Source organism: Serratia sp. NCCP-200, assembly GCF_059697885.1.
Genome location: NZ_BAAKUJ010000001.1, coordinates 714903 through 730711, shown reverse-complemented (window position 1 = coordinate 730711; position 15809 = coordinate 714903). Strand labels below are relative to the sequence as shown.

Sequence of the window (15809 nt, the reverse complement as noted above, 5' to 3'; positions counted from 1 at the left end):
TATGTGGTTGAGACAATAACAGAACGCCGCATTAAGTTATACTCATTCACAATGCTTACCAATAGTGCTAGAGTTTGTTTTTCATGGAGTGGAAAGCTTAGAACTATCAATGGAGTGAGATCATGTCAGATAAAAATTTCAACCCAAGTTGGGAAGGCTACATGGGGGACTTCCTGAAGGGTAATGTCGGGATCAACCAGCTAAAACCCCAGCATGAGTTCCTTGATACTATCGGCTTAGAGAAAGCATTAAGCGATAATACGCAATATCACGTCGTTCTTACGATCGCTGAGGCAAAAGGTATTATTGATGACATCAACTCTCGCCGCCCTGGAAACCCAGGTCTGGGCCGTGGTGAAGCGTTCGCTCGGGGCTTTGAGCAACGCAGTACCAGTCGTGGCGATGCATTCTCCAGAGGCCTTGAACCAAGAAATGCCATATCCTCCGTGTTTAAGGTTACCGATCCTATCTCCACTTATGCAGGCAATATCTATGATGCGCGTGGGCTATTTGATGTCATCATTGAGTTTAAAAGAATAGGCATAACGGCCACGCTGTTCACAGGAGCAAATGGCGTGAATCTTATTCACATATCCGGCTATGCCGGGCTTCGACGAACCATTACTGGCACACGGTATGCGGCCAACCATCCGCAAATGTTAGCGATGGGTATTGGGCAGCAAGGCATTAATACAGCGATAGTAAGAGGCGCACGCTTTTGTATCCTTTTCTCTGTGGGATATCGCATTTTAGAAAGTATTTTCAAAGATGAATATACTTTGGCCGACTTTATCGGAAATATAACTGTGGATATGGCTAAACTCGCCATTACCACCGTTGCATCTTATGCTCTAGGTGTAGCATTGACTGCAACAGCAATTGTAGGTGGAAGCATTATTGTAATTGCAGCAGTATTGTTCGCTATTAGCTTTGCAATAGTTTTAACTTTAGACAATATAGATGAATATTATGGCCTAAGCAATAAAATGATAGCGTTACTGAAAGAAAAAATGAGAGTAAAGCCACGAACACCTGAAGCAAACTTCCAACACATCCTTAATAGTTTAGGGAGGTGACATGAAAAATAAATATTGGAAAATATTCGGCACAATAGTATTGCTGGTGATATTTACTGGCATATCTTTATTTATATGCAGTTACGTAATTTCGTTAATATTAATGAAAAGTGAAATAAAGTTCTCCTCATCTGTATTTATTGTTTTCTTTTCTTCACCTTTGTTAATCTATGTTTTATCTGGTTCTGTTTATTTTTTTGTTTTTGATAGATTACCTAAGCATAATAAGATAACGATCAATTATTTGACTAAGCTAACGCTGGCATCAATCCTTTTTAGTTTACCGGTTTCCTTGTATGTAAACTACAAACTTAAACATGATGGCTACTTGATCTGTGACAGAATTTCGTGGATGTCACCAAGGACTTATGTAAAAGATTTATCACTTTGCAAATGATGTTTACTATAACATAGAGGGATTTATGGCTAATTTGATTTATGCAAGTATCAACGGTATTAAACAAGGCTTGATATCCGCTGGTTGCTCGACTCTTGACTCCATTGGCAATAGATGTCAAAAAGGACATGAGGATCAAGTTTACGTTCTTGCTTTCGATCACAATATATCCAGAATGCAAAACGTATCCCACCAACCAGTCAGAATAACCAAGCCGATTGACAAATCATCGCCCTTGCTTGGAATGGCAATATCAAATAATGAAAAATTACAAATTGCATTGTACATGTACCGTGTCAATCCTGCTGGGACTCTAGAAGTTTTTTATACTATAAAGCTTAAGGATGCCTATATCTCAGACATCACCCAGCACTGCCCAAATGCACTTACACAAAATGATGGTCAGCCCTACGAGATCATTTCATTATCCTACACAAGCATTGATTGGCAGCATAATATTTCAGGCACATCGGGCTATAGTATATGGGATGAGAGAGTTTATTGATTTAGTGGGTAACCGTCAGGTTTCTTGTCGGTTATTTTATCAAGATAGCGCATGGCCGCGTAGAACGCACAATGGATTGGATAGCTAAGTATGATAAATAAATACTGGGGAATATTTTTAGCGACAATACTATTAATAGTGTTTACATTCGGAACTCTATTATTTTATAGTTATGTGACATCATTGATTTTGATGGAAGATGAAATAACATTTTCAGCCTCAGTGTTTATGTGTTTCTTTAGTTCACCCCTGATGCTTTATCTGGTTCTGTTTTTTTCTTTATTTTTAACCGATTACCTAAGCATAATATGATTATTATTACAAACTTAACTAGATTAGCGTTGGCATCAATACTTTTTAGTTTACCGGTCTCGTTGTATGTAAACTACAAACTTAAACATGATGGCTATTTCACGTGCGATAAAATTTCCTGGATGTCACCAACGACTTATGTGAAAGATTTATCACTTTGTCGATGAGTGGCATTTCCCGCAATACCCGCCAATTAGACAAAGAAATACATCACAATACGTAAAGTGACGCCCCTCACCCTAACCCTCTCCCGCAGGGAGAGGGGACTGAATGTGCTACAACTTAACGTCAGTAACTGGCCTCAGCACCGCAATAACTCCATCTCGCTTAGGGAATATTTTAACGTGACACTGATAGACTTCGGCACCTGACTACAGCACAGTTCTAACCCTTCGTGAGTGCGAACAGACAGATTTCTGCACCTGACCACAACGCCATTGCAGCCCCGCCCTGTTAGAGAGGGCTGTATGAGCAAAAAAACCACCAAAATAACGCTCCTAACCGCTGAAGATTGCACCAATCCCTCCAAATCTCCGCTTTACATGCACACATCGCGCACGTACCATTAAGCTAGTACAAAAGAACTCAAGGCCAACGGCCAACCAGGAGCAATAATGTCTGCGGACACCATCCAGAAGCTTTCCCGCCCTTCCGTACTCGGTGGCGCGATGATCATTGCCGGCACCGCCGTAGGTGCTGGTATGTTCTCCATTCCTATCGTAACTTCTGGCGTGTGGTTCAGCGGCTCCGTGGCGCTGCTGATTTATACCTGGTTCTGTATGCTGATCTCCGGGCTGATGATCCTGGAGGCCACCATGAATTATCCGGCGGGCGCCAGCTTCCACACCGTGGTCAAAGATCTGCTCGGCAAAGGCTGGAATACCCTTAACAGCCTGTCGATCACCTTCGTACTCTATATTCTGACCTATGCCTATATCTCAGCGGGCGGCTCGATCATCGCCCATACGCTGGAAGGCGTCTTCGGGGCCAACCAAACCCTGTCCGGATTGGTGTTTGCCATCGTTGTGGCCTTTATCGTCTGGTTATCCACCCGCGCCGTGGATCGCCTGAGCACCATTCTGATCGGCGGTATGGTGATCACCTTTGTGTTGTCCGTCGGTGATATGTTTACCCACGTGCAGCCTGCCGTGTTGTTCAACCAGGGTGGCAGCGACGCCAACTACCTGCCCTATGCGCTCGCAGCATTACCTTACCTGCTGACCTCTTTCGGCTACCACGGCAACGTGCCCGGCCTGGTGAAGTATTATCAGAAAGACAGCGGTGCCGTGGTGCGCAGCCTGGTATACGGTACCTTGCTGGCGCTGGCGATCTATATCCTGTGGCAGTATGTGATCCAGGGCAATATCGCCCGTGATGCCTTCAAGCAGGTGATCGCCGAAGGGGGCAACATCGGCAGCCTGCTCAAGCAGATGGGTAACGTTTCCAGTAGCCATGCGGTAGGCCAACTGCTTAACGCCTTCTCTTATATGGCGCTGGCCAGTTCATTCCTGGGGGTGTCGCTGGGGCTGTTTGATTTTCTCGCCGACTTCTTCAAGTTCAAGGATAACCAGGCAGGCCGCACCAAATCGGCACTGGTGACCTTCGTGCCGCCAACCCTGGCCGCGTTACTGTTCCCGAACGGTTTCCTGTACGCCATCGGCTTTGCTGGCCTGGCCGCCACCATTTGGGCGGTGATCGTCCCTGCGATGATGGCACGCGCCAGCCGCCGCCGTTTCCCACAGGCCAGCTACCGCGCTCCCGGCGGCCAAGGCATGATCCTGTTCATCATCCTGTTTGGGGTGATTAACGCCGTGGCCCACGTGCTGACGCTATTAGATCTGCTGCCGGTGTTTAAATAAGCCTCAAGGGCGGCTACGGTCGCCCTTTTTCCCCACTCTTTTTGCGCGCGGGTCTTGCCTGAAAAGCACGGCGCGAGTAACTTGTCGCAACTTCCTAAAATCCATTTCGACAGGGTATTCCAATGGCAAGAGCGAACGAAATCAAGCGCGGTATGGCGATCAATTACAACGGCAAACTGCTGCTGGTAAAGGACATCGATGTCCAGAGCCCAAGCGCCCGTGGTGCCAGCACGCTGTATAAAATGCGCTTCTCCGACGTCCGTACCGGGCTGAAGGTAGAAGAGCGTTTTAAAGGTGATGATATTCTGGACACCATCAGCCTCTCCCGCCGCAAGGTAAACTTCTCCTATATTGACGGCGAAGAGTATGTGTTCATGGACGATGAAGACTACACCCCTTATATCTTCAAGAAAGATCAGATCGAAGATGAGCTGCTGTTCATCCCTGAAGCGGGTTTGCCGGGTATGCAGGTACTGACGCTGGATGGCCAGGTGCTGGCGTTGGAACTGCCGCAGACCGTGGATATGGAAATTGTTGAAACCGCTCCGGGCATCAAAGGAGCTTCTGCCAGTGCGCGTAACAAGCCGGCCACCATGGCGACCGGCCTGACCATTCTGGTACCCGAGTACCTGAGCAGCGGTGATAAAATCCGCATTCATATTGCAGAACGCCGCTATATGAGCCGCGCAGACTAGTCAACGGTAGGGGCGCAACCTGAGTGCGCCCTGCTTTTGCTAGAGTAACTCTGGGAAAAACCGCCGCTTTAACGCCAGCTCAACCCCACGAACCTCCGCCAAACCTTTCAACCGACCGATGGCCGAATAGCCCGGATTGGTTTTCTTCTTCAGATCGTCCAGCATCTGGTGACCATGGTCTGGTCGCATTGGGATAGGCCGCAGATCGCCCGCTTTATGACGGCGCTGTTCTTCTGCCAGAATAGCTTCAACCACCGCAACCATATCCACATCCCCTTGCAAGTGCGCCCCTTCGTGGAAGGTTTTAGGGTTTTGCTCGCGGCAAGTAGCGCGCAGGTGGGTAAAGTGAATGCGATCGCCAAAGGTCTCAATCATCCGCACCAGATCGTTATCCGCGCGCACGCCGTAAGAACCGGTACACATGGTGAAGCCGTTATAGATGCTATCTACCGTCTCTTTCAGCCACTGCATATCTTCGATGGTGGAAACAATACGCGGCAAGCCGAGGATGGGACGAGGTGGATCATCGGGATGCACAGCCAACCTGACACCCACCTCTTCCGCTACCGGCACGATAGCGCGCAGGAAGACGGCCATATTTTCGCGCAGCTGCGCCTTATTGATATGATCGTACTCCGCCAGCCGAGCACGGAACTGATCGAGCGTGTATCCCTCTTCCGCCCCAGGCAATCCGGCAATGATATTTCCGGTCAGCTTGGCAATATCTGCCGTACTCATCGCCTTGAAATAGCTTTGTGCCTGGGACTGCTCTTCGTCGGTGTAATCTTTTTCTGCCCCACGGCGGCACAGGATATGCAAATCGAAGGCCGCAAAGGCGATCTGATCAAAGCGTAACGCCTTGGATCCGTCCGGCAGTGGGTATTCCAGATCGGTACGCGTCCAGTCGAGGATCGGCATAAAGTTGTAGCACACGGTATCAATGCCACATTCCGCCAGATTGCGCAGCGATTGTTGATAGTTGGCGATATGACGTTGGTAGTTGCCGCTGTGGGTTTTAATTTCCTCGTGCACCGGGATACTTTCCACCACCGACCACACCAGCCCTTTTTCCGCCAACAAAGCCTGCCGCGCCTTGATTTGTTCAACCGGCCACACTTCGCCATTAGGGATATGGTGTAACGCGGTCACTACGCCAGTCGCACCAGCCTGACGCACATCGTCCAGCGAAACCGGATCGTTCGGCCCATACCAACGCCATGTTTGTTCCATTGATTTATCCTTGTAAAAGTCGCTCTGTCATCGTTGAAGCGCTATCGGTGGTGAGGTAGATCGCAAAATCAAATCAATCCTGTTATACCACATTGCAGTAGATGTCATTCATCTTTAACCTTACTGATTAGCGGCATGCTGTCAAAACAGAAATGTCGATTGATTGATCCAACTCACGATCCTGGGATATTTTGGACTGACCAATTTTATTCACCTCTCTACCGCTCTACACTGGCGGTTGTTAACAGATACGCGAGAGCCGGGCATACACCTGCGGCTAACTGGTCTGATAGCTTTATACCAGCGATCAACCGGCCCTTGCTCTCGTCATGGAGCCATTAATGAAAACTATCGCCAACTCACCGTTACCCGCCAAGACACAACTGCCCCAGTACGATCGCCAGAGCCTGCGCAGCCGAATTGTCCACCTGGGCTTTGGGGCTTTTCACCGCGCTCACCAGGCATTGCTGACCGACAGAGTACTCAACCGTAACGGCGGCGATTGGGGGATTTGCGAGATCAGCCTGTTCGGCGGCGATAAGCTATTCCAGACCCTGCGCGACCAGGATCATCTTTACACCGTGTTGGAAAAGGGCGCGGCGGGCGATCAGGCCATCGTGGTGGGGGCCGTTCACGAAAGCGTACATCGCAAATTGGAAGGCATCGACGCCGTGCTGGAAAAGCTGGCAGAGCCGCAGGTGGCGATCGTCTCCATGACCATTACGGAGAAAGGCTACTGCATCGAACCGGGTAGCGGCCAATTGGACCTGCAACACGACGCGATCAAAGCCGATTTGGCTAATCCGACCCAACCCACCACGGTGCCGGGGATCCTGGTGGAAGCACTGCGCCGGCGTCGAGAGCGCCATCTACCCGCCTTTAGCGTGCTGTCCTGCGACAACATTCCAGAGAATGGGCACGTGGTGCGCAATGCGGTGACCGGGCTGGCCAAAGCGCGCGATCCACAGTTGGCCGAGTGGATCGCGCAACACGTCACCTTCCCCAGCACCATGGTCGATCGCATCGTTCCGGCCGCTACGCCAGCAACGCTGGATGAAATTGCCGCAGCCCTGGGTGGCGTGCGTGATGAATGCGCTATCGCCTGTGAACCCTTCATTCAATGGGTGGTGGAAGATAATTTTGTCGCTGGCCGCCCACGCTGGGAGGATGTCGGTGTGCAACTGGTGGACGATGTTCTGCCGTTCGAGCAGATGAAGCTGCGGATGCTCAACGGCAGCCACTCCTTCCTGGCCTACCTCGGCTATCTGGCGGGTTACCAATACATTGTTGACTGCATGGCGGATGAGAATTATCGCCGTGCCGCACACCATTTGATGTTGAACGAGCAGGCTCCGACGCTGCAGGTCGCTGGTGTCGATCTGGCCGCCTACGCGGAGCAGTTGATCGAACGTTACAGCAACCCGGCACTGCAACACCGTACCTGGCAGATCGCTATGGATGGCACGCAAAAGTTGCCTCAGCGCCTGCTGGAGTCGATCCGTTGGCATCGGCAATATGGCGGCAGCCATGCGGGGCTTGCGCTTGGCGTAGCGGGCTGGATGCGTTATGTCGGCGGGATTGATGACGCCGGGCAACCGATTGATATCCGCGACCCAATGCTGGCTACCTTGCAGCAGGCCGTTAGCAGCTCACAGGACGGTGAACCCCGCGTGACCGCATTGCTGGCGTTGAAAAGCGTGTTTGGCGAGCAGTTGCCAGCGGATAGTGCGTTTGTGGAGGAGGTAACCCGGGCCTATCTGTCATTGCGCGATCGAGGGGCACGCCAGACGGTAAAAGATTGGGTAACCACCCAGTTGAATTGATCCCTATCGGCCGCCATGCCAATCTGCCAGGCATGACGGCCACTTGACGTTTGAATCTAGATTAACGGTATTCCAGCGTCATTATTCCGAGTTTTTTCTGCTGATCCAACCACTTGATCTCGCTCTTGCCGAGATTCATTGGCAGCTCTTTGCTACCGTTCTGCAGGCTCGCTAACCGATGTTTGCTGGTGTAGTTTTGCCCGTCGCGATAGCATTGCGTTTGCGCCATTGAGTCAGCGACTTCTACTCTGCAAGGGCCTTCGACAATGGTGCCATAGAAGTGGATCACGCCACCGGTAGCTGCATTAGCCACGCCTGCTGCCAGCCATGAAAACAACATTCCTGCGATCAAAAATAACCGTAAGCTTTTCATGGTCACCTCACTTGTTATTAAGCCAATATAAACCTGAAAAAAGTTCTTGGATTAAGCGCAAGTTAGAGAGGTTTTATCTATTTATCATCTAGTTAGATGTATCTCCACCTCTCTGGCGGCGCATAATTTATTGCCGCAAAACACATATTTCAAGTCGGAAAAGTCTTAATTTATTATCTGACAACGGCCTGCTGTGCAGACGGCTTGCCGTGCACAATCCTGGTCAGTCGGTTGGGCAATGAAAGGTATGGAGAAAACGAATCAAAATGCAGGATCTGGGGAAGTCATGCCGAGCCCCACTCGGCATGACTAGAGGACTTAACGATAAATCACTGTCATTATTGCGAGTTTTTTCTGCTGATCGACCCACCGCATTTCGGTGGTGCCGATATTCAGCGGAAGTTCTTTACTACTGGCATCAAAACTTGCCAGCCTTTGCGTGCCTGTGTAGTTTCGCCCGTTACGATAACATTGGGTATTCGCCGTTGAGTTGCTAACATCTACCGTACAAGGCCCTTCGACAATGGCACCCACAAAGTGGATAACGCCACCTGTGGAACCCGCATGACTTGCTGCCATCCATGAAAACAACGCTCCTGCGATCAAAATTAACCGTAAGCTATTCATGGCAACCTCACTTTTGTTAAGCCACTTTAAAGATAGGTTACTTTTTTAGGAATAATCGTAAGGATAGGCAGTTTTTTTAACGGTTAATCGTTGAATTAAGGTCGTGGAAACAATACGGTACGGTACAATTAACTTTGTTAATGCCACGTTTTTTATGGGAAAAATCCTATACCTTTAGCGAAAAATAAACGCCCAAAAAACAGGCAATTTTTATGCTTAAATTTGTGATCTGCCCCTGCTAATTGGCCAAGAGCGATAAAAAAGCAAATAATTGCTCACTTTTAATCATTTGAAAACATCATTGACGGGAATCGCCAAATGACAAAAACCAATCTGATCACCGGCTTTCTCGGTAGCGGGAAAACCACCACCATTCGACACCTGTTGGCCAATAAGCCGGAAAATGAGCGTTGGGCCGTGCTGGTCAACGAGTTTGGCGAGATTGGTATCGATGGCGCCCTGCTGGCCGACAGCGGTGCGATATTGAAAGAGATCCCCGGTGGCTGCATGTGCTGCGTTAACGGGCTACCTATGCAGGTAGGGTTGAATATGTTGCTGCAACAGGCCAAACCCGATCGGTTACTGATTGAACCCACTGGATTAGGTCACCCTAAGCAGATCCTGGCGCTGTTGACCCAGGAAACCTATGGCGGTTGGATCGATTTGCTGGCAACGATCTGTGTGCTCGATCCCCGCCAACTGGGCGAATCTCGCTATAGTGAAAATGAAAATTTCCGCGATCAGCTGGCCGCAGCCGACGTCATCATCGCCAATAAAATGGATACCTGGCAGCCGCAAGATGCCCAGGCACTGGAAGCCTGGCAAATCCTGCATGGCCAGCAGCGGCCGGTCTTTTCCATCGAGCAAGGGCGCATGGATATCAAGCTGTTGGATCGGCCACGCACCAATTGCACAGAATTGCCGGACGCACAGCATCATCATAGCCACGCCAAGACCCAAGGATTGGCAGCGTTGCGTTTGCCTGAAAACTCCCGCTGGCGCCGCGCCCTTAATCAAGGCCAAGGATTCACCAGCTGCGGCTGGATTTTCGATGGGGAAACCGTCTTTGATACCGTCGGTATGATGGAATGGATCAGGTTAGCACCGGTTGATCGGGCCAAGGCGGTGGTACGCATTGCCGAAGGCAGTTTGCTGATCAACCGCCAAGGGCAGGATCTCAGTATCGAGACGCGCCCCACCGCTCCGCTCGACAGCCGTATCGAATTGATCCACAGCGACGAGGCCAACTGGAATGCTTTGCAATCGGCCTTGTTTAACATCCGTTTAAGTTAATGCTTTTAACGTTGGCATTATTTTTTTGATTTTTTACAGGTTAGCCATGACACGCCGCAATTTACCCTTCATCCTCATGCTCAACGTTTTGGGCATCGTGCTATTTCTTTCCTGGTATTTACCCACGGATCACGGGTTCTGGTTCAAGATTGACTCAGCAATCTTTTTCTACTTCAACCAACATCTGGCCAGCGATGCCTGGTTTCTGAGAATGGTGGCGATCACCAACAATCGGATATTCGATGTTATTTCGCTCATCGCCATGGGGCTGCTGTATCTTTACTTCTACCTCAAGCAGGATGCCTTTGGCCGCCGCCGTCTGATCGTTACCGGCGTCGTGATGTTGTTAACGGGAGTGGTGCTCAACCAGTTTGGTCATCTGCTGCCGGTAAAACACGCCAGCCCTACCCTGACTTTTGACAATATCAACCGGGTCAGCGAACTCACCGGCATCCCAACCAAAGACGCCTCCAGCGACAGCTTCCCTGGCGATCATGGCATGATGCTGATGATTTTCTCCTGCTTTATGCTGCGCTACTTTAATCGCACGGCATTTGCCATCGCGCTGCTGATCACCCTGGTCTTCTGCCTGCCACGCATCATGATCGGCGCACATTGGTTTACCGATATTGCCGTCGGCTCACTGTCGGTGGTGATGGTCGGAACTAGTTGGTGGCTGATGACACCGGCCAGCGATGTTGTGATCCACTGGTTGAACTGCAAACTACCTGGTAAGTATCGCCCAACGCAGCCATAACTTTAGATTATGATAGCCGGGAGGCCAGCGCCTCTCGGTTATTTACCTGTCGCATCTTGTTTACTCAACAACCACATCGTTAACATGCCCACCCCATTAATTAACGTCAATCCAACATAACCGCCGAACCGCGTTTTTTATATGAAGATTTACATTATGTTACATCACAATTTCATATAAAGAATGTCGGAAAAAGGCTCGCAATCCTCACGTCATTCCGGTACTCTCGGATGCGTTTGTGCCTGGTTTAGCTTGGCTCGTTGGTAAAAATCCGAAAACTGTGCGTTCCTGCACATTTCCGATGCTAACTGATTGTCCTTCCTGCCAGTGCCAACTAGTCTCGTTCCGTTTGGTATTTTTCAGATAACGACTTGCGTCGTTAAGGACTTCAAGGGAAAACAATTACAATGGTCAAATCTCAACCTTTTCTGAGATATTTTTTGCGGGTATTACCTGCAATTGCGGCAGCCTTGGTGCTCTCCGCCTGTAGCTCAACAAACACTTCGAAGTTAGATAGTAAGCAAACTGAGATGCATGCAGTTAATGACAAAAACGGTCTTTTACTGCAAGCCTCTCAGGATGAATTCGAAGCGATGGTGCGTAACGTTGACGTCAAGTCAAAGATTATGGACCAGTATGCTGATTGGAAAGGCGTCCGCTACCGTTTAGGTGGTGAAAGCAAGCGCGGTATTGATTGCTCGGCGTTTGTGCAACGTACCTTCCGCGAACAGTTTGGTATGGATCTGCCCCGCTCAACCTATGAGCAAGAAGATATGGGCAAGCAAATCCAACGCGCCAAACTGCGCCCAGGTGATTTAGTGCTGTTCCGTGCCGGTTCTACTGGCCGCCACGTCGGCATCTATCTGGGTAACGACAAATTCGTTCATGCCTCTACCAGCAGTGGTGTGACAATCTCTAGCCTTTCGGATAACTATTGGGATAAACGTTATCGTGAAGGCCGCCGGTTACTGGGTAAAAGTTCCAGCTAACGGCGTAGTATCTGAATCTGGTCCTGAAAGCCAAACAAACGAGACGAGAACGCTGCCCCAGGGCAGCGTTTTTTTTCACGGTAATGCTGACACCGAACAAACCCGCATCGCTGTTTTCGATTATCACAGTGCCATAAACCACGCAACGGTTGAAAAAGTAGCCTATTATCGTCAAGTGACATGCCCTTTCGTAACGCGCTATTTACGCTGTGTCTAAACAGACAGCCTTAGTGCAAGCCAAACGAATAATGACGCAGGCAGGATCGGTGGGATATATTAATCACCAGCAATATAACAATAATATTTTTGTGCTGCGCTCAGGGGGCGAGTAATGGGATTGAAGGGAGCATTTGCACGCCATGCATCCAACACAGGGCGTAGCCTGACTAAAAGCTGTATTGTCGCGATCGTTTTCTTCATTGTTTTTACCTCTGTCACCTTATTTCTGATCAATCATCAACGCTCGCAATATCAGCATAAAATCGAAAACCGTACGCAAAAATTTGCCGTTAATTACCTCGATCATCTGCAAGAAATGATGCAACAAATCATGCCGCTTACCGGTAAACCTTGCGAACAGGCCCAGTCCGATCTGACCTACCGTGCCGCGTTTACCGCCGGCGTACGCACCTTTGTTCTGGTAAAAGACGGTTTTGCCTATTGCTCCTCGGCAACCGGTAACATGATGCTGCGGATGAGCCATATTTATTCCGATATCGACTGGCATAAGCCACTGGATATGGCATTACAACAAGGCACGCCGATGGTGCCTGGAAAACCGGCGATTGCCATGTGGTTACGCCAACCAGGGCCAGGCAATACCGGCATACTAGCCACGTTGGATCTCACCCTGGCCCCCTATCTGCTGCTCAATTCGCCCGATAGAGATACTCCCGGATTTGCCATAGTGATCGGGGGGCATGCGGTTACCACCTTCGGCTCGAATATGCTGCCGTTGGCGCAATTACCTAAAAGCCACGCCAGCCAGCTAGCCGTCCCGGGCTATCCACTGAGTATGATCTTCTATCACCAATCCCTGACGGCTAATGATATCCGTTTAACCGTACTGGGCAGCCTGGTGCTCTCCCTGATGGTAGGCGCGCTGTATTACTATATGCAGATACTGCGCCAAAGCCCCGAACGCGCCCTGATGAGAGGCATCAAACACAATGAGATTTTTGTTGAATATCAACCCGTTTTCCACTCCGCAACCAACACCATCGCCGGTCTTGAGGCATTGATCCGCTGGCAGCATCCCACCGAGGGGCGCATTCCACCCGACCTGTTTATCCCCTATGCCGAAAGCGAAGGGTTGATCGTAGCGTTGACCCGCCACCTGTTCCGTAGGATCGTGGCGGATATCCCGCAATTGGTGCAAGCTCTGCCACGGGGAGCCAAACTGGGCATCAACCTCGCTCCTTCTCACCTTAATGCACCTTCGTTTCATGACGATATCACCGAGCTACTGGCCAAGTTGCCAACCGACTATTTCACCGTGGTGTTTGAAATCACCGAGCGCGGCATGGTGGAAGAACAAAATGCCTTGGAAGAGTTTGATTGGCTACATCGCCAAGGGGTTGAAATCGCAGTAGATGACTTTGGTACTGGCCACAGCGCCTTAATCTATCTACAACGCTTTACCCTGGATTACCTCAAGATCGACCGCGGTTTTGTCAATACCATTGGCCAGGATACGGCGACCGCTCCCGTCCTGGACGCAGTGATCTCGCTGTCTAAAAAGCTGAAAATGCTGACCGTGGCGGAAGGAGTTGAAACTGCCGAACAGGTGAGTTTTCTGCAAGAACGCGACGTTAATTTCATGCAGGGCTATTATTTCAGTAAGCCACTGGGTATTGAGGAGTTTGTGGCCTTTTGCCAGAATAAGGCCGTTTTTGATTATCAGGCCGCAGTTAATCCCTGATATTTAAACTTCTTTACTCAGAAAACCAGCCTGAAATGCTATGCTACCGGCTGGATTAATTGACTTATATCCGACGTATTTCAAGCCATGGCTTGAAAGGCGACGGGTATAGCTAGCAGGAGCTTACCGTAGAGATGTCCGTACGCATTTTTGCTGCCTTGGTGCTTTCGGCACTCAGTTTTAGCATGCAGGCCGAAACCCTTAATGAAAGCTACGCTTTCGCCACGCTCGGTGAACCGAAATATTCCACCGACTTTAGCCATTTTGACTACGTGAACCCAGCGGCCCCCAAGGGCGGCGACGTTAGGCTGGCAGCCATCGGCACCTACGATAACTTCAACCGTTTCGCCTCGCGCGGTGTACCTGGTGAAAGAACCGGGGAACTCTACGACACACTGTTCACCAGCTCGGACGATGAGCCCTCCAGCTATTATCCGTTGATTGCGGAATCTGCCCGCTATCCGGCAGATATGCGTTGGATGGAGCTGGATATCAACCCACGCGCGCGCTTCCATGATGGCAGCCCGATCACCGCCGCCGACGTGGCCTTCACCTTCAACAAATTTATGACCGAAGGGGTGCCGCAATTCCGTTCGTCGTATAAAGGCGTCACCGTCAAGGCCATCTCCCGTCTGACTGTGCGCATAGAACTCCCCAAACCGGATAGAGATCAGTTACTCGGCCTCTTAAGCCTGCCGGTGATGCCAGAAAGCTTCTGGAAAGACCATAAACTGAATGAACCACTGACTGTTCCCCCACTAAGCAGTGGCCCTTATAAAATCAGCAGCTACCGATTGGGCCAATATATTACTTATGAGCGCGTACGTGACTATTGGGCCGCCAATCTGCCGGTGAATCGTGGGCGCTATAACTTCGACACGCTGCGTTACGACTATTACCTGGACGATAAGGTGGCGCTGGAAGCCTTTAAGGCCGGGGCTTACGATTTCCGCGTCGAAGGCTCGCCAAAAAGCTGGGCCACCCAGTATCAGGGCGGCAATTTCGCGCGCAACTTCATCATCAAACAGGATGAAACCAATCAGGCGGCACAGAATGCCCGCTGGCTGGCATTCAATATCCAGCGCCCGATTTTCGCCGATCGCCGGGTGCGGGAAGCCATTACCCTGGCCTTCGACTTCGACTGGATGAACAAGGCGCTGTATTACGATGCCTATCAGCGCGCCAACAGCTATTTCCAGAATACTGAATACGCGGCCAGCGGCTACCCAGACGCTGCGGAGTTGGCCTGGCTGGCCCCGCTAAAAGGTAAAGTGCCAGCAGAAGTGTTTACCTCAATCTACCAGCCTCCAACATCCGACGGCAGCGGCAATGACCGGGCGAACCTGCTGAAAGCCACCGAATTGCTTAAACAGGCCGGTTGGGAAGTGAAAAACCAGCAGTTGGTCAACAGCAAAACCGGTAAGCCCTTTACCTTTGAACTGATGTTGCCGAGTGGCAGCAATTTCCAATATGTACTGCCTTTCCAGCACAATTTGAAGCGGTTGGGTATCGATATGCAGATCCGTGAGATCGACATCAGTCAATTCACCCGCCGTATGCGCGAGCGTGATTTTGATATGATGCCGAGGGTCTACCCCGCTATGCCGTTCCCCAACTCCAACCTGCAGATCTACTGGGCCACTGAATATCTGAATTCCAGCTACAACAGCCCTGGCGTCAGCGATCCAGCCGTCGACGCCCTGATAGAACAGATCATGAAGCATCAAGGGGATGAAAAAGCGTTGCTGTCCCTTGGCCGTGCGCTGGATCGGGTGTTGACCTGGAACAGGTATATGCTGCCGATGTGGTACTCCAATCATGACCGTTACGCCTATTGGGACAAATTCTCTTCGCCAGCGGTACGCCCGGCCTATTCGATCGGGTTCGACAACTGGTGGTTCGACGTCAACAAGGCGGCACGCTTGCCGGCGCAACGGCAATAAGGAGCCTCA

15 protein-coding genes are annotated in these 15809 nt (G+C 50.3%); 12 read left to right on the top strand and 3 right to left on the bottom strand.

The annotated features are described in order from the left end of the window. Positions 1–122 precede the first annotated feature (122 nt). From AC6HVW_RS03415 to yeiP, 6 genes are all read left to right on the top strand, one after another. Complete coding sequence (locus AC6HVW_RS03415; RefSeq protein ID WP_497569270.1) at positions 123–1076, top strand: hypothetical protein; 954 nt, start codon at positions 123–125, stop codon at positions 1074–1076. A 1-nt stretch (position 1077) separates the two neighbouring features. Further along, positions 1078–1473, top strand: coding sequence for a DUF1240 domain-containing protein (locus AC6HVW_RS03410; protein ID WP_497569269.1), 396 nt, complete (start codon positions 1078–1080; stop codon positions 1471–1473). A 25-nt stretch (positions 1474–1498) separates the two neighbouring features. Next, positions 1499–1978, top strand: a complete 480-nt coding sequence (locus tag AC6HVW_RS03405; RefSeq protein WP_071681012.1) for an Hcp family type VI secretion system effector — start codon at positions 1499–1501, stop codon at positions 1976–1978. Between the two features lie 308 nt (positions 1979–2286). Then, positions 2287–2457 carry a DUF1240 domain-containing protein gene (locus tag AC6HVW_RS03400; protein ID WP_390900630.1) on the top strand — a complete coding sequence of 57 codons (171 nt, stop codon included), beginning with the start codon at positions 2287–2289 and terminating at the stop codon, positions 2455–2457. 447 nt (positions 2458–2904) lie between these two features. Continuing rightward, positions 2905–4149, top strand: coding sequence for a tryptophan permease (mtr, locus tag AC6HVW_RS03395; RefSeq protein WP_497569268.1), 1245 nt, complete (start codon positions 2905–2907; stop codon positions 4147–4149). A 122-nt stretch (positions 4150–4271) separates the two neighbouring features. Further along, positions 4272–4844, top strand: coding sequence for an elongation factor P-like protein YeiP (gene yeiP, locus AC6HVW_RS03390; protein WP_021805861.1), 573 nt, complete (start codon positions 4272–4274; stop codon positions 4842–4844). A 39-nt stretch (positions 4845–4883) separates the two neighbouring features. Here yeiP and uxuA read toward each other — a convergent pair whose 3' ends face one another. Next, a complete protein-coding gene (gene uxuA / locus AC6HVW_RS03385; protein WP_059201221.1) occupies positions 4884–6074 on the bottom strand; it encodes a mannonate dehydratase in 1191 nt (396 codons plus the stop codon). 341 nt (positions 6075–6415) lie between these two features. Between uxuA and AC6HVW_RS03380 the strand changes: the two genes are divergently transcribed. Continuing rightward, the gene (locus AC6HVW_RS03380) at positions 6416–7897 is read left to right on the top strand and encodes a mannitol dehydrogenase family protein (protein WP_071681015.1); all 1482 of its coding nucleotides are present in this window, start codon (positions 6416–6418) and stop codon (positions 7895–7897) included. Positions 7898–7958: 61 nt separating this feature from the next. Here AC6HVW_RS03380 and AC6HVW_RS03375 read toward each other — a convergent pair whose 3' ends face one another. Next, a complete protein-coding gene (locus AC6HVW_RS03375; protein WP_071681016.1) occupies positions 7959–8270 on the bottom strand; it encodes a YmdA family protein in 312 nt (103 codons plus the stop codon). Between the two features lie 318 nt (positions 8271–8588). After that, the gene (locus AC6HVW_RS03370; protein WP_037375456.1) at positions 8589–8897 is read right to left on the bottom strand and encodes a YmdA family protein; all 309 of its coding nucleotides are present in this window, start codon (positions 8895–8897) and stop codon (positions 8589–8591) included. 318 nt (positions 8898–9215) lie between these two features. On the opposite strand from AC6HVW_RS03370, the gene AC6HVW_RS03365 reads away from it, so the two are divergent. The 5 genes from AC6HVW_RS03365 to AC6HVW_RS03345 all read left to right on the top strand — a co-directional run bounded on the left by AC6HVW_RS03365 (position 9216) and on the right by AC6HVW_RS03345 (position 15800). Next, on the top strand, positions 9216–10190 hold the full coding sequence (locus AC6HVW_RS03365) for a CobW family GTP-binding protein (protein ID WP_071681017.1): 975 nt from the start codon (positions 9216–9218) through the stop codon (positions 10188–10190). Between the two features lie 46 nt (positions 10191–10236). Further along, positions 10237–10947, top strand: coding sequence for a phosphatase PAP2 family protein (locus tag AC6HVW_RS03360; protein WP_021805867.1), 711 nt, complete (start codon positions 10237–10239; stop codon positions 10945–10947). A gap of 407 nt (positions 10948–11354) precedes the next feature. After that, a complete protein-coding gene (gene mepS / locus AC6HVW_RS03355) occupies positions 11355–11936 on the top strand; it encodes a bifunctional murein DD-endopeptidase/murein LD-carboxypeptidase (protein ID WP_021805868.1) in 582 nt (193 codons plus the stop codon). A gap of 331 nt (positions 11937–12267) precedes the next feature. Continuing rightward, positions 12268–13857 carry a cyclic di-3',5'-guanosine monophosphate phosphodiesterase PdeN gene (pdeN, locus tag AC6HVW_RS03350; protein WP_071681018.1) on the top strand — a complete coding sequence of 530 codons (1590 nt, stop codon included), beginning with the start codon at positions 12268–12270 and terminating at the stop codon, positions 13855–13857. Between the two features lie 134 nt (positions 13858–13991). After that, entirely contained in the window at positions 13992–15800 is a 1809-nt protein-coding gene (locus AC6HVW_RS03345) for an extracellular solute-binding protein (protein WP_071681019.1), read from the top strand. The last annotated feature ends 9 nt before the right edge of the window (positions 15801–15809 follow it).